The organism is Candidatus Pelagibacter sp. PS_02, assembly GCF_059418065.1.
In genome coordinates this window covers 713,048-730,017 of the sequence record NZ_CM182079.1, presented here as the reverse complement: position 1 = coordinate 730,017, position 16,970 = coordinate 713,048, and the positions used below count along the sequence as shown (strand labels likewise).

The following is a 16,970-nucleotide window of genomic DNA, read 5'->3' as shown; positions in this document are numbered from 1 at the left end:
TTAAGAAAATATATGATAAAAGTTAATTTATGAATGTATTTATAATTTTATCAGTATTGGTAATTGTTGTTGGGGTTATTTTACTAGTTGCATCACCATCTGCGTTATTTACTTTAAATTGGAAAGAAAAGTCAGGAAAAGACAAATTTCTAATGTTCTTATTTTATGGTATTTTGGTTTATATAATAAATATCATTTTTTGGATTATTAAATAACAATATTAACCATTCCCGAGATCTCTTTATTCCTATTTACTATTAGCTAATTCCATCACCTAGACACCTGATTTAAGTTTTGGTAGGGTTTGTTGGTGAGTGATATTTTTCCAAAAGGATCGGCATGGATGAACAGTGAGTTCATTCAACTTTCTGAAGCAAAAATTCCTATTTTAGATTGGGGTTTTTTAAGATCTGATGCCACATATGATGTTGTTCATGTTTGGAAGGGTAGATTTTTTCAATTAGATAAACATATTGATCGTTTCTTTAAATCAACAGAAAAACTGAGAATGCCATGCAGACTTAGTCGTGAAGAAATAAAAAAAATATTAGCAGGTTGTGTTAAAAAAGCTGATCTTGAAGACTCTTATGTTGAAATGATACAAACAAGAGGAATGTCTCCAAACTTTGTTAGAGATCCTCGTAAAGCGACACCACGTTTTATGGCTTTTGCAGTACCCTTTGGTTGGATACTTAAGCCAGAAGATTTTGAAAAAGGATTAGATGTATATTTAACCGATATAACAAGAATCCCTCCAAGTTCAGTTGATCCAACTATTAAAAATTATCATTGGATGGATTTAGTCACCGGTATGCTTGATGCTTATGAGAGAGGACATCATACTGCTTTATTAGTTGATGAGGATAATAATATCTCTGAAGGCCCAGGCTTTAATATTTTCTCTGTTGATGAAAATGGAATTAATACCCCAGACCATGGAGTACTAGAAGGAATTACAAGACAAACCGTTATTGATTTAGCTAAAGAACTAAATATCAAAGTTAATAAAAAATCTATAACGATTGAAATGTTAAAATCATCTAAAGAATTATTTGCAACTTCAACAGCAGGAGGGGTAATGCCAATAACAAAAGTAAGTGGGGAAAATATTAAACAAGGAACGGTAGGGGATATTACAAGAAAAATTCACAAACTCTATTGGGATAAGCATTCAGATCCTATGTGGAGCACATCTATAAATGACATATTATAGATAGGGAATATTACTAGAAATAGAGACGGTACATGAAGTTAACTGAGACTACTGTTAAGATAATAACTAGTAAGTAAAGGGAGATATAATCTTTTGGAGTTAACATGATTTATAAATACTCTTATTGCTACGAACTTGCTAGCTTCTTTTTAGGATCATAGAAAGGTTTTTCAACAACGGTTGCTTTAATGATTTTGTCATTCATTTTAACATCGAGCACTGTTCCAATCTCTGAATTATTAATTGATACCATTGCAAGGGCAATGTTTTGTTTTAGTCTTGGTGAATAAACGGCAGATGTAATTTTACCAACTATTTGTTTGTCTTTTAAGATTTCCCAAAAAGTAGTGTTAGGTCCAGTTAAAGGATCACAGTCTAAGATCACTCCAACCTGTTTTCTTTTAACACCATCCTTGTTTATTTTTTGTAAAGCTTCTTTTCCAATAAAGTTTATATCAGTATCTAAATTAACAAGTCTTCCTAAATTTAGCTCATAAGGGTTGGTGTTTATATCAGCATCAGCATGGTACGATAACATTCCACCTTCAATACGTCTAATCGATGATGTATGACCTGGTTTTAAACCATAAGATTTACCAGCTGCCATTATTTTTTCCCAAAGTTTGTCCCCCATAGAGCCATCTCTTAAATATAACTCATAACCTAGTTCACTAGACCAACCAGTACGGGACACAATTAAAGGAATGCCGTCTAAATCTAATTCACGTAACCAATAATATTTAAGATCATTAATACTTTCACCAAATAAAGCCTCCATAATTTTTCCAGAGTTTGGTCCTTGTAATTGAAGAGGGGAGACATCGGGTTCAGAAATTTTAACATTAAGACCTGAATTGACTGCAACGCCTTGTGCCCATAATAAAATATCACTATCAGCAAGAGATAACCAATAATGGTTTTCTTTTAATCTTAATAAAACTGGATCATTTAAAATTCCACCTTCATTATTAACTATTAAAACATATTTACATTGACCCACTGCAAGCTTTGATAAATCTCGAGGGGTTAACAGTTGAATAAATTTTGTAGCATCGGGTCCTGTAATTTCAACCTGTCGCTCCACTGCAACATCACATAAAATTGCTTCATTGACTAAATTCCAAAAGTTTTGTTCAGGAGAACCAAAGTCACGAGGAATATACATGTGATTGTAAACTGAAAAGCCAGTTGCACCCCATTTAACAGTTGAATTAAAGTAAGGGGATTTTCTAATCTGTGTTCCAAAACCGAAGTTTTTTTTATCTTCCATTTTCAAAACCTATTAATTATTTGATTATTTTAAAAGCTTTAATTATTATTTTTCACAATCTTCTGTCGCAAATGCTGTTTGCTCCATAATCTCTTCAGGCTCTTTGCTGAAGACTTCATCCATCTCTTCATCACTAAATTTTGCGCTTAATTTATCAACGGTACACTGACAGTATATTTTAGCGCCATCTGGGCCAATATAAGCTTTAGAGTTAGAGTAACAGCCAATGTACAATTCCTTCTCATATTCAGGGCTTAAAGCGTGACTTTTAGAGGTAAACAGGAGGATAAAAATTAGTAAATATTTATATTTTTTGATCATATTCGCCAACTTTGCCAGTTTTTTGTAAAAGATCATCAATAAAATCAAAGATCTTTTTCTTTCTCTCATTCGATGTTGGACTTTCAGTAACAATTACAAGAGATGGTTTATTAGATGAGGCTCTAATTAATCCCCATGATCCATCTTTAAAAGAAAATCTGATACCATTAACGGTTAGTACTTCACTAATCTCCTGGTCATCAATTTTAGTTTTATTAACTTTAATTTCATTTACTTGTTTAACTAATTCTTCAACTACTTGATATTTTTCTTCATCTTTACAAAAAGGTGCCATGGTTGGAGTTTGAAAAGTATTAGGCAGTTCTTTTATAATCTCATTCATCGATTTGTTTTCGTTATCTAATAAATGACACACATGAATTGCAGAATTAATTCCATCATCATAACCAAAACCTAAAGGTTGGTTAAAGAAAAAGTGACCACTTTTCTCAAATCCAGCTAAAGCTTTTTCAGTATTAACTTTTCTTTTAATGTGAGAATGTCCCGTCTTCCAATAAATGGTTTGACAGTTATTCTTACTTAAAACTTTATCAGTTGCGTACAGTCCAGTTGATTTAACATCGACAATAAACTTCGAATTTTTATGAGTTTTAGATAAGTTTCTTGCAATCAATAATCCAATTTTATCTGAAAAGATTTCATCTCCAATGTTGTCTATCACACCAACTCTGTCACCATCACCATCAAAGCCAAAACCAATATCAGCATTATTATCTTTTACAGCTTTTGCGATTGCATGTAACATTTCTAAATCTTCTGGATTTGGATTATATTTTGGAAAAGTCCAATCAAGATCACAATCAAGCTCAATTACTTCACAACCAATTCCTCTTAAAATTTCAGGGGCAAATATTCCAGCCGTCCCATTACCACATGCAACAACTGCTTTAATTTTTTTTGTGATTTTATTTTTATTTATTAAATCATCTTTATAAATTTGTTGAAAACCTTCTATTTGTTTTTCAACTCCTTCACCTTTTGTGAAATTTTCATTTAAAGTTATTTCTTTTAATTCTTTCATCTCTTCTGGTGCATGGGTTAATCCTTTTTTGATACCCATTTTAACTCCAGTCCAACCATTTTCATTGTGACTAGCAGTTACCATTGCAACAGCATCAGCATCTAAATTAAATTGCGCGAAATAAACAGTAGGGGACAATGACAAACCTATATCTTCAATATTGCATCCCGTTGAAAGTAGTCCTTTTTTAAGAGCAGATTTTATTTCTTCACTGTAAGATCTATAATCATGACCAACAATTACTCTTGGGTTAGTTTTTTTTGTATGTTTTATAATTTGAGTGCCTAAACCTTTACCTAGATTCTCTATTCCAAGTTGGTTTATGTCCTTCTCATACAGCCACCTTGCGTCATACTCTCTAAAGCCATATGGATCTATTTTTAATTCTGTTGTCATTGTTAACCTTTCTTACATTCATTTTATTTTTTTATTGATATTTTTTTTATATGTTCTATAAATGTTCTGTTGAATAATGATTTATATGGTGTATCAATGCTTTCAGCATACAACATGTAGTTGTTTTGTAAAAAAAACTTAAAAAACTTAAAATTTATGAACAAAATTCTATCACAGGCACTCAAGAAAGCTGTCTCCGAGTATAGCCCAGATAATAGCGAACTTTCAAAAAATAAAGGACCAGATTTATTTTCACTTAGTAATGACACTGAACTTTTTCAAAATGAAAAAGGCATCATTATTAAAATTGATAGATCAAGAGATAGTAAATTAACTGACTTTGGTAGAGCAACTTTAAAAGATAGATACTTGGGTCATAACGAATCTTATCAAGATTTATTTGCTCGTGTTGCAAGTTCATATGCAGATGACAATTTACATGCACAAAGAATTTATAACTACATTAGTAATTTATGGTTCATGCCAGCAACTCCAGTTTTATCAAATGGTGGAACTAAAAGAGGTTTACCCATTTCATGTTTTTTAAATGAAGCATCAGATAGTTTAAATGGAATATTAGATTTATGGAGTGAGAACGTTTGGTTAGCTGCTAAAGGTGGTGGGATCGGAAGTTACTGGGGTAACCTTAGATCTATTGGAGAAAAAATTGGTAAAGTTGGAAAGACATCTGGAATAATTCCTTTCATTAAAGTAATGGACTCGTTAACAATGGCGATTAGCCAAGGTTCATTAAGAAGAGGATCTGCTGCTTGTTATCTTCCAATTGAGCATCCTGAAATTGAAGAGTTTATTGAAATGAGAAGACCCACAGGTGGAGATCCAAATAGAAAAGCATTAAATCTTCATCACGGCGTTTTAGTATCTGATGCATTTATGAGAGCGGTTGAAACAGATGGGCAGTGGGCACTAAAAAGTCCTGCTGATGGAACTGTACAACAAACGATCTCTGCAAGAAATTTATGGATTAGATTATTAACTGCAAGAATTGAAACGGGTGAACCTTATATTATCTATATCGATACAGTTAACAGACAAATTCCACAACACCATAAGTTAGCAAATCTAACTGTTAAAACTTCTAACCTTTGTAGTGAGATCACATTACCTACTGGAATAGATAAAAATGGCAGAGATAGAACTGCTGTATGTTGTTTATCATCTTTAAACTTAGAAAAGTATGATGAGTGGAAAGACGATAACGTTATGATCAATGATGTTATGAGATTTTTAGATAACGTATTAACTGATTTTATTGAAAGAGCTCCAGAGCAATTTGATGATGCAAAATATTCTGCTGAAAAAGAAAGAAGTGTTGGCCTAGGTGTTATGGGTTTCCATTCTTATTTGCAAAAGCATAGTATTCCACTTGAATCTGTGATGAGTAAAGCTTGGAATAAAAAGATATTCAAACATATTCAAGAACATGTTGATCAAGCCTCAAAAGATTTAGCTGATGAAAGAGGAGCTTGTCCAGATGCTGCTGACTATGGTTATAATGAAAGATTTTCTAACAAAACAGCAATTGCACCAACAGCTTCTATTTCTATTATCTGTGGTGGAGCATCCCCTGGAGTAGAGCCAGTTGCAGCAAATAGTTACACGCACAAAACTCTTTCAGGTTCATTTAATGTTAGAAACAGATACTTAGTAGAATTATTAGAAAAACATGGGAAAAATACTGATGAAGTTTGGTCTGGTATTACAACAAATCAAGGGTCCGTTTCTCATTTAGATTTTTTAACTGATTTAGAAAAAGATGTTTTCAAAACTGCTTTTGAGTTGGATCAAAAATGGATTATTGAGTTAAGTGGAGATAGAACACCGTATATTTCTCAAGCTCAATCAATTAACTTATTTGTACCAGCTGATATTCACAAAAGAGAATTACACAAAATTCATTTTGATGCTTGGAAAAAAGGTTTAAAGAGCCTTTATTACTGTAGATCAAAATCAATTCAACGTGCGGAAAATGTTAATGACACTAAAGCAACAGATGTTAACGCAAATGTTTACAAATCAAAACCACAAACAACTGAACAACCAGAATACGAGGAGTGCCTATCATGTCAGTAGAAAAAATGAATACTAAAATTATTCAACCACCAAAAGAGGAAATAGTTAAACCCCAAAAAATGGGACTACTAGTTGAAAACCCAGTTTACAAACCTTTTAGATACCCATGGTGTTATGATGCTTGGTTAACTCAACAAAGAATCCATTGGTTACCAGAGGAAGTGCCTCTTGGTGATGATGTTAGAGATTGGCAGAAAAATTTAACTCAGTCAGAAAAAAATTTATTAACACAAATTTTTAGATTTTTTACTCAAGCTGATGTTGAAGTACAAAATTGTTATTTAAGACATTATACAACTGTGTTTAAACCTACAGAAGTTTTAATGATGATGACTGCTTTTGCTTCGATGGAAACAGTTCACATCGCTGCTTACTCTCATTTACTTGATACGATTGGAATGCCTGAATCTGAATATTCAGCGTTCATGAAATATAAAGAGATGAAAGATAAATACGATTACATGCAAAATTTTGACATGAGTTCAAAAAAAGATATTGCGTTAACGGTAGCTGTATTTAGTGCGTTCACTGAAGGCTTACAATTGTTTGCAAGTTTTGCAATCTTACTTAACTTCCCAAGACATAATAAAATGAAAGGGATGGGCCAAATTGTTACTTGGTCAGTAAGAGATGAAACGTTGCACTGTAATTCTATGATTAGATTGTTTAAAGAGTTCATTCATGAGAACCCAGAAATCTGGACTCCTGAATTAAAAGCAGAACTTTACAAAGCATGTAGAACAATCATTGAGCATGAAGATGCTTTCATTGATTTAGCTTTTGAAATGGGTCCTATGCAAGGTCTTACAGCACAAGATGTAAAACTTTATATAAGATTTATTGCTAACAGAAGATTATCTCAGCTTGGATTAGAGCCAATTTATGATGTGGACAAAAATCCACTTACTTGGTTAGATTCTATGTTGAATGCGGTTGAGCATATGAACTTCTTTGAAGGTCGTTCTACTGAATATTCTAAAGCAGCAACTCAAGGAACTTGGACAGAAGCTTTTAGTTAATCTTTTGAAATATAAGAAATATTTTAGAAAAACTAGCCTTAAACAAGAAGGTATTGGAGAGCATTTTCTTAATGAAATAGCCTCCAAGAAACCTAAAAATTTCCTAGAGATTGGTGTGTTTCATGGTGTTACTGCACGAAATGTTTGTGAGTTATTACACAGCATTCATGGAAGTGATTTCAAATATATAGGATTAGATTTGTTTGGTGAAAGTGCTGAAAATGCTAATGAAGTTATACCAAACACTAAGTTTAATAATCCGTTAAAGCAAATATATTTCAAGTATATCTTAAGACAAGATCCATACTCAGTTGAGGCGGTAACCTATCTTTTAAAAAAATTTAAAGAAAATATTCATTTAATTAAAGGGAATTCAAATTTACTTTTAAAAAAGATGGATATGTCTCAAATTGACTATGTCTTTTTAGATGGAGGACATGCTTATGAGACGGTTAAAAATGACCTTCATTATTCAAAACCAGTTCTAGATAATAATGGAACCATTCTTTGTGATGACTACAACTTAAGTCAAGCACCAGGGGTCAAACAAGCCATAGATGAATTTGTTAGAGATAACAATCTCAAATCAGAAATTATTTTCGAAAGATTTGCTAAAATAGAAAAAAATTAATTATCTTTGGTTAAGCTGTATTACTTTTCTGTGCTTACTACCTTTATAACTTGCAAGCGGTCTAATTAATTTATTAGCAGCATGCTGCTCCATAATATGAGCTGACCAACCTGTAATTCTTGAAATTACAAATATTGGGGTAAAGAAATCAGTATCAAAACCCATTAAATGGTAAGTAGGACCTGTTGGATAATCAACATTTGGATAAATATTCTTTTCTTTAATCATTACCTTTTCAACAATGTCATAAATTTTTTCAAATGTTTTATCTTTTTTAATAATAGCTACTCTTTTAAAGTATTCTCTCATGGTTGGAACTCTTGAATCTCCACTTTTGTAAACTCTATGACCAAATCCCATCACCACATCTTTGTTTTTAAGAGCCTTCGTAATCCATTTTAAAGCGTTCTCAGGTTTTTTAATTTTCTTCATCATGTGCATTACTTCTTCATTAGCACCACCATGAAGAGGACCTTTTAAACTAGCAATCGCACCTGTGATTGCTCCATGAATATCAGATAAACTACTGGTAATAGTTCTTGCAGTAAATGTGGATACGTTAAAACTATGCTCAGCGTATAAAATTAGTGATACATCGAAAGCTTTAACAATTTCTTTTTCAGGAACTTTTCCAAAACACATATGGAAAAAGTTTTCAGAAAAAGTAAGATTTTTTTTTGGAGCTATAATTTTTTTCCCTTTTCGAAGTCTGTAAAAAGCTGCTAGGGCAGTAGGTGTTTTTGCAAGAATTCTAATAGCCTTTCTTAAATTTGCTTTTGGTGAGCTATCTTTAGTTTGTTTGTCTTCAAGACCCATGACACTAACAGCTGTTCTTGCAACATCCATTGGATGAGAATTTTTAGGTATTTTTTTTAAAATACTTAATAAATTTTTAGATAAAGTTATTTCTTTAGATAATTCTTTCTTAAATTCCTTTAATTGTTTTTTATTAGGTAATTCTTTATTTAAAATTAAGTAAGCAACTTCTTCAAAATCACATCTTGCACATAAATCTTGAGCTGCATAACCTCTATAAGTAAGAGAGTTGATTTCTGGCATAACTTTTGAAATTTCTGTTTCATCAACAACTATCCCTAGTAAACCTTTTTTAATATCATCACTCATTATTCATGTCCTTCCGTACTAAAGTTATAAATTTTTTCATCTAACGAATTGTACTTTTCATATTCTACTAATTCGTAAAGTCTTTTTCTAGTTTGCATTTTATCAATAATGTTGTTCTGATGTCCATTCACAAAAATGTCTCTAAGACCATCTTCTACATTTTTCATAGCTAATCTTTGTGTGGTTACTGGATAAATCACAATATTATACCCAAAATTTTCTAACTCTTTGTAATTGAATAACTTAGATTTTCCAAATTCTGTCATATTAGCCAGTAAGTAACATGATAATTCTTTTCTAACTTTTTCAAAATCTTTTTCATCCTGTAAAGCTTCTGGGAAAATAATTTCAGCTCCAGCATCAATATATGCCTTACATCTATCAATCATCTTATCTATTCCCTCAACTCCTTTAGCATCAGATCTTGCTATAATTTTAAAATTTTCATCTTGTTTTGCGGCTACACATTCTTTAATTTTCTTAACCATTGCTTCAGTTGAAATTAATTCTTTGTTATCTAAGTGCCCACATCTTTTTCGTTCTACTTGATCTTCTAAGTGAACTGCTGACACCCCAAATTCTTCAAAAGTTTTAATAGTTTCTTCACAAGACTTAAAGCCAGTGTCGATATCAACGATGGTAGGTAAACTTGTAACTCTAGATATTAAATAAGATCTAGTACTAACATCTTGAAGCGTAGTTAAACCTATATCTGGAAAACCTAAATCATTAGCCATAACTCCACCTGATACATAAACTGCATCATACCCAATTTCTTCAATTAGTTTTGCTGTTAGTGGATTATAAGCACCAGGAACTCTTAAAATTTTATTTGATTTTAGTTTACTAACAAAGTCAGCTCTTTTTTGACTGGGCTCTTTTTCTACAAAATGCATTAAAAAATTCCTTGTTTCGTATTTTTCTTTATCTGACTTCTTTTAACCTGGATGTTTAATTTATTTAACTCTCCAGCTTTCAGGTTTTTAAGATTTTGAACAACTTTTAAGAAACGTGCACTCTCTTTTTTATCTAAGATACCGTCTGTTAACGTTAAAAACTTATTTATATAATTTTGTCTTTTAAACGGACGTGCTCCATAAGGATGAGCATCTGCTCTATCTAATTGTTCTGTAATTTTTTTACCATTATTTAAAGTAACTACAACTCTTGCACCAAATGATTTATTTTTTGGATTAGGATCGTGATATTTTTTAGTCCATTTTTTATCTTCAAACGTCGTAATTGATTTCCAAATTTTTATAGTGCTTTTTCTATTAGCTCTTTGTTTAGTATATGATTTAACATGGTGCCAATCAGCATCCTCAAGTGCTACTGCAAAAATGTACATAATAGAGTGATCAAGTGTTTCTCTACTTGCATTTGGATCCATTTTTTGTGGATCATTTGCACCAGTTCCAATTACGTAATGAGTGTGATGACTTGTGTGAATATCAATTTTTTTAATTTGATTTAAATTAGGAATTTTCTTATTAAGTTTTTTAGCAATATCTATTAGTGCTTGAGACTGATACTCAGCTGAATATTCTTTTGTATAGGTCTCAAGTATCGCTTTCTTAGATTCTTTTTTCTTAGGAAGAGGAACACTGTATAAAGCTTTCTTGCCATCTAATATTCTAGCTATAACACTGTCTTCTCCTTCATAAATAGGACTTGGCGCACCTTCACCACGCATTGCTCTATCAACTGCTTCAATTGCAAGTTTACCAGCATGAGCAGGGGCGTAAGCTTTCCAACTAGAGATTTCACCTTTTCTAGATTGTCTTGTTGAAACTGTTGTATGTAGAGCTTGTTGAACTGCTTGATAAATTGTTTCAGTGTTTAGCTTTAACATTGTACCCAAACCTGCAGCAACACTTGGTCCTAAGTGTGCTATGTGATCTATTTTATGTTTATGCAAACAAATTCCTTTAACTAAATTAACTTGAACTTCATAACCAGTGATAATTCCTCTTAACAAATCTAGTCCACTTTTTTTAGTTTGTTGTGCAACACTTAAGATGGGTGGAATGTTATCTCCAGGGTGACTGTAATCTTCTGCTAAAAAAGTATCATGAAAATCAAGCTCTCTAACAGCTGTTCCATTGGACCAAGCAGCCCATTCACAATCAAATTTTAATTTTGAATCAATACCAAATAAATTTGCACCATTTTTTCTAGGATGCTTTAGGGCCATTTCTCTTGAAGAGATAACCGCTCTCCTATTTAAAGAAGCAATGGCAACTGAAGCATTATCAATTATTCTATTAATAACCATCTCAATGGCTGCCTTATCTAATTTTGCATTATCAGAGGCAATTTCAGCAATTTTCCATGCTAATTGATTTTTTTTAGGTAAATCAATTTTTGATGGGTAAACTTTAACTTTATGTGAAATCATTAGGCCTCCTTAATTGTGCAAACCTATTAATAGTAAGAAAAAAAATTAAATCAATCTTTTAAGTAAGTTGAAACTATTTTTTCAACACCAATAAAGTCTTTTATTAAATGATTATGGTAAATTTCATTAGAATTTTTTTCTGTATAACCATTTTCTAATAAAATAACAGGAACAGAGGCAGCCTTTGCTGCATTTGCATCAGTTTCACTATCACCAAACATTAGAGATTTTTTTACATCACCCCCGATGATTTCAATAATACTTGTTATGTGTCTAGGATCGGGTTTGCAATAATCAAAAGTATCTGAACCAGCAACGTACTCAAAGTAATCATAAATTCCAATCTTTTTTAAAAGATCAATTGCTAAGTGTTCTTGTTTATTAGTACAAACTGCCATTGAAATTTCTTTTTCTTTACACCATTTTAGAAATTCTTTTACCCCGTTAATAAGTGTGCTTTCTTTAATGATATTTTTTCCATAAAAATTAACAAAATCTTTAACCATTTCAGCTTTAATTTTTTGATCATCAATTTTACCAAATTCTTTTTTTGCTTGTCCCCATATAGATCTACCAATCATTGCTCCAGCGCCTTGACCTACTAAATTTCTAATGTCAGCAGTAGATTTGGTAGGATAACCATATTTTCTCATTACATGATTATGAGCATTCATTAAATCAGGTGCGGTATCGACTAATGTTCCATCTAGGTCAAATAATATTGAGTATTTTTGAGTCATTAATAAAGTATTTTTAAGAAATAAATTGTGAATTAAGCTATCTATACACTTAATATAAAAATATTTCCAGATGAAACAAATAAATTCTAATATTGAACAAGAAAAACTTCGTAAATTTTTTATCAAGTCTGGTGTAAAGATGATTGGTCCTGAAACTATTTTTTTTTCTAAAGACACAAAGATTGGAAAAAACGTTACTATTAATCCATATGTAGTCATTGGGAAAAAAGTTAAAATTGGCAACAATGTAACCATCAATTCATTTTCACATTTAGAAGACTGTAAAATAAAAAATAAAGTTGAAGTCGGACCTTATGCACGACTAAGACCAGGAACTATTCTTGAAGATGGATCAAAAATTGGAAATTTTGTAGAAGTTAAGAAAAGTTCAGTTGGGAAAAAATCAAAAATTAATCATTTATCCTACATTGGTGATAGTGAATTGGGTAAAGGTGTAAATGTTGGAGCTGGTACAATTACCTGCAATTATGACGGTGTTAAAAAAAGTAAAACAAAAATTAGAGATAATGTATTTATAGGATCTAACTCATCATTAGTTGCACCAATTACTCTTGAAAAAAATAGTATTGTTGGGGCAGGATCAGTTATTACAAAGAAAGTTAAAAAAAATTCATTAGCTTTAACTAGAAGCGCTCAAACAGAAGTTAAAAACTACAAAAGAAGAACAAAATAAAATGTGTGGAATAATAGGTATAGCTAGTAATAAACCGGTTTCATCTACAATTATTAATTCTCTTAGAAAATTAGAATATAGAGGATACGACTCTGCAGGAATTGCCACATTATCAAATGGAATTGTAAGTGAAGCAAAATCAGAAGGTAGAGTTGATATTTTAGAAAAAAACCTTGCTGTTAAGAATATGTCAGGCCCTATTGGAATTGGGCATGTTAGATGGGCAACGCACGGTATTCCAAATACTATTAACGCACATCCTCATTCTTCAGAGAGTGTATCGGTTGTACATAATGGGATTATTGAAAATTCTACACTTTTAAAAAAGTATTTAATAAACAAGGGTCATGTATTTAAATCTCAAACAGATACCGAGGTAATTGTACATTTAATAACAGAGTATTTAAAAGAACTAAATTTAAAAGAGGCAATTATTAAAACCCTTAAACAATTACATGGAAGTTTTGCTTTAGGTATAATTTTTAAAGATCAACCAGATCTTATAGTGGGTGCTAGAAGAGGGTCTCCACTTGCAGTTGGTTATGGTCCTAATGAAAATTATTTAGGTTCAGACTCTTACGCTTTAAAGTCTATGACTAATAAAATTTCATATTTAAATGATGGAGAGTTTTGCATTATAAAAAAAGACCAAGTTGAGTTTTTTGATGAAGAAGGCTTAAAGGTTAATAAAAAAGTTTTAGAATTATCTTCAAAAGAACAGGATTATGACAAAGGTGATTTTAAACACTTTATGGCAAAAGAGATTGAAGAACAGCCTACAACATTAAAGAACTGTATAAATGAGTATGTAGATAAGATTAACAACGACATCAACATCTACAATTTTCCCTGGAATATTAAAGAAATTTCTTCAGTTACTTTAATTGGTTGTGGTACAGCTTATCACTCTTGTTTAATGGCAAAGTATTGGTTTGAAGAAAATACTACACTTGAAGTAACAATTGATATTGCATCTGAGTTTAGATACCGAAAAAATAGATTTAAAGATGATAATTTATATATTTTTGTTTCTCAGTCTGGTGAAACAGCGGACACTTATGCGGCCCTAGATTTATGTAATAAAAATAACATGAAAACTTGCAGTGTAGTTAATGTTATAGAAAGCTCTATTGCAAGGGACTCTAACTTTGTTTTACCCATTCATTGTGGGCAAGAAATTGGTGTTGCATCCACAAAAGCTTTTATGGGTCAAATGTTGGTTTTATATATTTTGGTATTAAAATTAGGAATTTTAAGAAAAGACTTGGACAAAGATTTATATTTAAACAAAATTAAAGACTTAAAGTTATTACCTAAATTAGTTGAGCAAACTTTACTTACAGAGAGTAAAATCCAGACAGTTTCAAGTTCATTTACTGATGCAAAAGGTTCGATGTTTTTAGGCAGAGGCTTTTCTTACCCAATTGCATTAGAAGGGGCGTTAAAATTAAAAGAATTAGCTTACGTTCATGCTGAAGGGTACCCTGCAGGTGAGATGAAACATGGTCCTTTAGCTTTAATTGAAGATGGAATGCCAGTTGTTGTCTTAGCTCCAAGAGATAATTATTATAAAAAAACAATTTCCAATATGCAGGAAGTAATAGCAAGAGGAGCTAAAGTTTTATTGATTACTAACAAGAGCAAAGACGAAGTTTTTTCAGAAAATATTTGGGAAACGGTATTAGTTGAAAGTGCCAATGATGACTTGTTACCTTTTTTATTAACTGTTCCATTGCAAAAATTAGCTTATTATTCAGCTCTAAAAAAAGGGTATGACATTGATAAACCTAGAAATTTAGCAAAATCAGTCACAGTTGAATAATAATTAAACTCTGCTACAACACCCCTAGGTTGAACATGAAAAATTGGAAAATAAATAGCTGGAGAAATTATCCTGTAAAACACATTCCTGAATATCCTGATCAAAAAGAATTGGATGGTGTTTTAAGTAAAATTAAAGATTTTCCCCCATTAGTTTTTGCTGGTGAGACGAGACATTTAAAAGAACAATTAGCTGATGTTGTCGATGGAAAAGCTTTTTTATTACAAGGTGGAGATTGTGCAGAAAGTTTTGCAGAATTTCATCCTGACAACATTAGAGATACATTTAAACTGATACTGCAAATGTCGTTAGTGCTTACTTATTCGGCATCATTACCTGTTATTAAACTTGGAAGAATTGCTGGACAGTTTTCAAAACCAAGAAGTTCTCCTGTTGAAAATATTGATGGTGTTGAACTGCCTAGTTACCTAGGTGATAATATTAATGGAATGGAATTTAATGAAAAATCAAGAGTTCCTGATCCAAAAAGACTTTTTAAAGCTTATTCTCAATCTGCATCAACGCTTAACCTTATAAGAGCCTTCTCTCATGGAGGTTTTGCTGATCTTAAAAAAGTACATACTTGGAACTTAGGGTTTATTAAAAACTCTCCAGCTGCAAAAAAATTTAAAGATTTAGAAGATAGAATTGCAGATGCCTTAGCATTTATGGATGCTTGTGGAATTAATTCTGACTTTAATAGAAGATTAAAAACAGTAAACTTTTGGACTTCACATGAAGCTTTATTACTTCCTTTTGAACAAGCAATGACGAGAGTAGATTCAACAACAGGTGAATATCATGATACCTCAGCTCACTTTGTTTGGATAGGAGATAGAACAAGACAACTAGATGGTGGACATGTTGAGTTTTGTAGAGGAATTGAAAATCCAATTGGAATTAAATGTGGACCAACATTAAAAGCTGAAGACTTGATAAATCTTTGCAATAAAATTAATCCAAATAATGAAAAAGGTAAAATAACTTTAATTTCTAGATTTGGTCATGAAAATGTTTCTAAATTTTTACCAAAATTAATAAGAGCAATTAAAAAAGAAGGTTTAAATGTAATATGGTCATGTGATCCTTGTCATGGAAATACAATTAAAGCTACAACTGGATTTAAAACAAGACCCTTTAATAGTGTTGTCAAAGAAGTAAAAAATGTTTTTGAATGCCACCAAAGTGAAGGAAGTTATGCAGGTGGATTACACATTGAAATGACTGGTCAAAATGTTACGGAATGCACAGGTGGTGCTCAGAAAATATCTGACCAAGATTTATCTAGCCGTTACCACACTCATTGCGATCCAAGACTTAATGCTAACCAAGCATTAGAGTTAGCTTTTTTAATTTCTGATGAGATTAAAAAAAATGCCGCTTATTCTAAAAAAAATATTAAAGCGGCATCTTAAACCATTGTATTGAATACAATTTCGTTTAAATTTTAGGAAATGAAACCATTAGAAAAAGCACAATTTATAAGCAATTGGATTAAAGATTACGTTAACAAGATGCCAAGTAAGGCTCAATCTTTAATCATTGGAATTTCTGGGGGAATAGACTCTTCTGTATCAAGTACATTGAGCGCAATGACAGGTATTAAAACAATTGTTTTATCAATGCCCATTAAACAAAAATCATCACAACATGACTTAAGCTTAAAACATCAAGAATGGCTTGTTAAAAATTTTGATAATGTTGAAGCACACACAATAAATTTAGATAAATTATTTGAAACGTTTGAGAGTACGCTATCTAATTTTGATAGTGAACTTGGAATGGCAAATTCTAGAGCAAGAATTAGAATGACCACTCTTTATCAAGTAGCAGCTGCAAACAAAGGTATTGTAGTTGGTACTGGAAATAAAGTTGAGGATTTTGGAGTAGGGTTTTATACAAAATATGGAGATGGTGGAGTTGATATATCTCCTATTGCGGATTGCAATAAATCAGAAGTATGGGAAATAGGTAAATCTATTAATATTCTTCAAGAGATAATTGATGCTGCTCCAACAGATGGATTATGGGATGATGGTAGAACTGATGAAGGTCAGTTAGGTCTTAAATACGAGGAATTAGAAGAAGCTATGAACAATGTTAATTCAATAAATCGTGAAAAATACGAAAAAATAAGAAAGATAAACTTGCATAAAATGGAACCAATCCCAGTTTGCAAGATTCCCAACTAATCTTATAGATTCA

At 31.6% G+C, this 16,970-nt stretch carries 16 protein-coding genes; 9 read left to right on the top strand and 7 right to left on the bottom strand.

The genetic code is table 11. The annotated features are described in order from the left end of the window. Nucleotides 1–29: 29 nt before the first annotated feature. Both AC5SL4_RS03890 and AC5SL4_RS03885 read left to right on the top strand, forming a co-directional pair. Nucleotides 30–215, top strand: a complete 186-nt coding sequence (locus AC5SL4_RS03890; RefSeq protein ID WP_271564929.1) for a hypothetical protein — start codon at nt 30–32, stop codon at nt 213–215. A 92-nt stretch (nt 216–307) separates the two neighbouring features. Next, on the top strand, nt 308–1,213 hold the full coding sequence (locus AC5SL4_RS03885) for an aminotransferase class IV (protein WP_494587105.1): 906 nt from the start codon (nt 308–310) through the stop codon (nt 1,211–1,213). A 127-nt stretch (nt 1,214–1,340) separates the two neighbouring features. On the opposite strand, the gene AC5SL4_RS03880 is transcribed toward AC5SL4_RS03885, so the two are convergent. The 3 genes from AC5SL4_RS03880 to AC5SL4_RS03870 are packed head-to-tail and all read right to left on the bottom strand — an operon-like array spanning nt 1,341 to nt 4,242. Next, nucleotides 1,341–2,483 (bottom strand): glycine cleavage T C-terminal barrel domain-containing protein, encoded by a 1,143-nt coding sequence (locus AC5SL4_RS03880; RefSeq protein ID WP_494587104.1) that lies wholly within the window; start codon nt 2,481–2,483, stop codon nt 1,341–1,343. A 45-nt stretch (nt 2,484–2,528) separates the two neighbouring features. After that, the gene (locus AC5SL4_RS03875) at nt 2,529–2,804 is read right to left on the bottom strand and encodes a hypothetical protein (RefSeq protein ID WP_006996766.1); all 276 of its coding nucleotides are present in this window, start codon (nt 2,802–2,804) and stop codon (nt 2,529–2,531) included. Continuing rightward, entirely contained in the window at nt 2,788–4,242 is a 1,455-nt protein-coding gene (locus AC5SL4_RS03870) for a phosphomannomutase/phosphoglucomutase (protein ID WP_494587103.1), read from the bottom strand. The genes AC5SL4_RS03875 and AC5SL4_RS03870 overlap by 17 nt, the downstream gene beginning before the upstream one ends. A gap of 156 nt (nt 4,243–4,398) precedes the next feature. On the opposite strand from AC5SL4_RS03870, the gene AC5SL4_RS03865 reads away from it, so the two are divergent. The 3 genes from AC5SL4_RS03865 to AC5SL4_RS03855 are packed head-to-tail and all read left to right on the top strand — an operon-like array spanning nt 4,399 to nt 7,986. Beyond that, nucleotides 4,399–6,336, top strand: a complete 1,938-nt coding sequence (locus AC5SL4_RS03865) for a ribonucleoside-diphosphate reductase subunit alpha (RefSeq protein ID WP_494587102.1) — start codon at nt 4,399–4,401, stop codon at nt 6,334–6,336. Between the two features lie 5 nt (nt 6,337–6,341). Continuing rightward, complete coding sequence (locus AC5SL4_RS03860; protein ID WP_011282174.1) at nt 6,342–7,355, top strand: ribonucleotide-diphosphate reductase subunit beta; 1,014 nt, start codon at nt 6,342–6,344, stop codon at nt 7,353–7,355. 4 nt (nt 7,356–7,359) lie between these two features. Then, entirely contained in the window at nt 7,360–7,986 is a 627-nt protein-coding gene (locus tag AC5SL4_RS03855; protein WP_494587101.1) for a class I SAM-dependent methyltransferase, read from the top strand. Here AC5SL4_RS03855 and AC5SL4_RS03850 read toward each other — a convergent pair whose 3' ends face one another. From AC5SL4_RS03850 to AC5SL4_RS03835, 4 genes are read right to left on the bottom strand one after another with little or no spacing between them, the layout of a single operon-like run. Next, nucleotides 7,987–9,111 carry a bifunctional 2-methylcitrate synthase/citrate synthase gene (locus AC5SL4_RS03850; RefSeq protein WP_494587100.1) on the bottom strand — a complete coding sequence of 375 codons (1,125 nt, stop codon included), beginning with the start codon at nt 9,109–9,111 and terminating at the stop codon, nt 7,987–7,989. It lies immediately after the preceding gene. Continuing rightward, a complete protein-coding gene (gene prpB / locus AC5SL4_RS03845) occupies nt 9,111–10,007 on the bottom strand; it encodes a methylisocitrate lyase (RefSeq protein ID WP_006996772.1) in 897 nt (298 codons plus the stop codon). Before prpB ends, AC5SL4_RS03850 begins: the two co-directional genes overlap by 1 nt. Then, the gene (locus tag AC5SL4_RS03840) at nt 10,007–11,509 is read right to left on the bottom strand and encodes an MmgE/PrpD family protein (RefSeq protein ID WP_494587099.1); all 1,503 of its coding nucleotides are present in this window, start codon (nt 11,507–11,509) and stop codon (nt 10,007–10,009) included. The genes prpB and AC5SL4_RS03840 overlap by 1 nt, the downstream gene beginning before the upstream one ends. Nucleotides 11,510–11,559: 50 nt before the next feature. Then, entirely contained in the window at nt 11,560–12,249 is a 690-nt protein-coding gene (locus tag AC5SL4_RS03835) for an HAD-IA family hydrolase (protein WP_026225075.1), read from the bottom strand. Between the two features lie 70 nt (nt 12,250–12,319). On the opposite strand from AC5SL4_RS03835, the gene AC5SL4_RS03830 reads away from it, so the two are divergent. Genes AC5SL4_RS03830 through nadE form a run of 4 tightly spaced genes read left to right on the top strand, consistent with a single transcriptional unit; the run spans nt 12,320 to nt 16,957 of the window. After that, the gene (locus tag AC5SL4_RS03830) at nt 12,320–12,943 is read left to right on the top strand and encodes a DapH/DapD/GlmU-related protein (RefSeq protein WP_494587098.1); all 624 of its coding nucleotides are present in this window, start codon (nt 12,320–12,322) and stop codon (nt 12,941–12,943) included. Nucleotide 12,944: 1 nt separating this feature from the next. Beyond that, nucleotides 12,945–14,765, top strand: coding sequence for a glutamine--fructose-6-phosphate transaminase (isomerizing) (gene glmS / locus AC5SL4_RS03825; protein ID WP_494587096.1), 1,821 nt, complete (start codon nt 12,945–12,947; stop codon nt 14,763–14,765). Between the two features lie 35 nt (nt 14,766–14,800). Beyond that, the gene (locus AC5SL4_RS03820) at nt 14,801–16,180 is read left to right on the top strand and encodes a class II 3-deoxy-7-phosphoheptulonate synthase (RefSeq protein ID WP_011282167.1); all 1,380 of its coding nucleotides are present in this window, start codon (nt 14,801–14,803) and stop codon (nt 16,178–16,180) included. Between the two features lie 39 nt (nt 16,181–16,219). Next, nucleotides 16,220–16,957, top strand: coding sequence for an NAD(+) synthase (nadE, locus tag AC5SL4_RS03815; RefSeq protein WP_271485685.1), 738 nt, complete (start codon nt 16,220–16,222; stop codon nt 16,955–16,957). The last annotated feature ends 13 nt before the right edge of the window (nt 16,958–16,970 follow it).

Coding starts and splice junctions, on each gene's coding strand:
- AC5SL4_RS03890 (WP_271564929.1), top strand. CDS start 30: ATGAATGTATTTATAATTTTATCAGTATTGGTAATTGTTGTTGGGGTT.
- AC5SL4_RS03880 (WP_494587104.1), bottom strand. CDS start 2,483: ATGGAAGATAAAAAAAACTTCGGTTTTGGAACACAGATTAGAAAATCC.
- AC5SL4_RS03875 (WP_006996766.1), bottom strand. CDS start 2,804: ATGATCAAAAAATATAAATATTTACTAATTTTTATCCTCCTGTTTACC.
- AC5SL4_RS03870 (WP_494587103.1), bottom strand. CDS start 4,242: ATGACAACAGAATTAAAAATAGATCCATATGGCTTTAGAGAGTATGAC.
- AC5SL4_RS03865 (WP_494587102.1), top strand. CDS start 4,399: ATGAACAAAATTCTATCACAGGCACTCAAGAAAGCTGTCTCCGAGTAT.
- AC5SL4_RS03860 (WP_011282174.1), top strand. CDS start 6,342: ATGAATACTAAAATTATTCAACCACCAAAAGAGGAAATAGTTAAACCC.
- AC5SL4_RS03850 (WP_494587100.1), bottom strand. CDS start 9,111: ATGAGTGATGATATTAAAAAAGGTTTACTAGGGATAGTTGTTGATGAA.
- prpB (WP_006996772.1), bottom strand. CDS start 10,007: ATGCATTTTGTAGAAAAAGAGCCCAGTCAAAAAAGAGCTGACTTTGTT.
- AC5SL4_RS03840 (WP_494587099.1), bottom strand. CDS start 11,509: ATGATTTCACATAAAGTTAAAGTTTACCCATCAAAAATTGATTTACCT.
- AC5SL4_RS03835 (WP_026225075.1), bottom strand. CDS start 12,249: ATGACTCAAAAATACTCAATATTATTTGACCTAGATGGAACATTAGTC.
- AC5SL4_RS03830 (WP_494587098.1), top strand. CDS start 12,320: ATGAAACAAATAAATTCTAATATTGAACAAGAAAAACTTCGTAAATTT.
- glmS (WP_494587096.1), top strand. CDS start 12,945: ATGTGTGGAATAATAGGTATAGCTAGTAATAAACCGGTTTCATCTACA.
- AC5SL4_RS03820 (WP_011282167.1), top strand. CDS start 14,801: ATGAAAAATTGGAAAATAAATAGCTGGAGAAATTATCCTGTAAAACAC.
- nadE (WP_271485685.1), top strand. CDS start 16,220: ATGAAACCATTAGAAAAAGCACAATTTATAAGCAATTGGATTAAAGAT.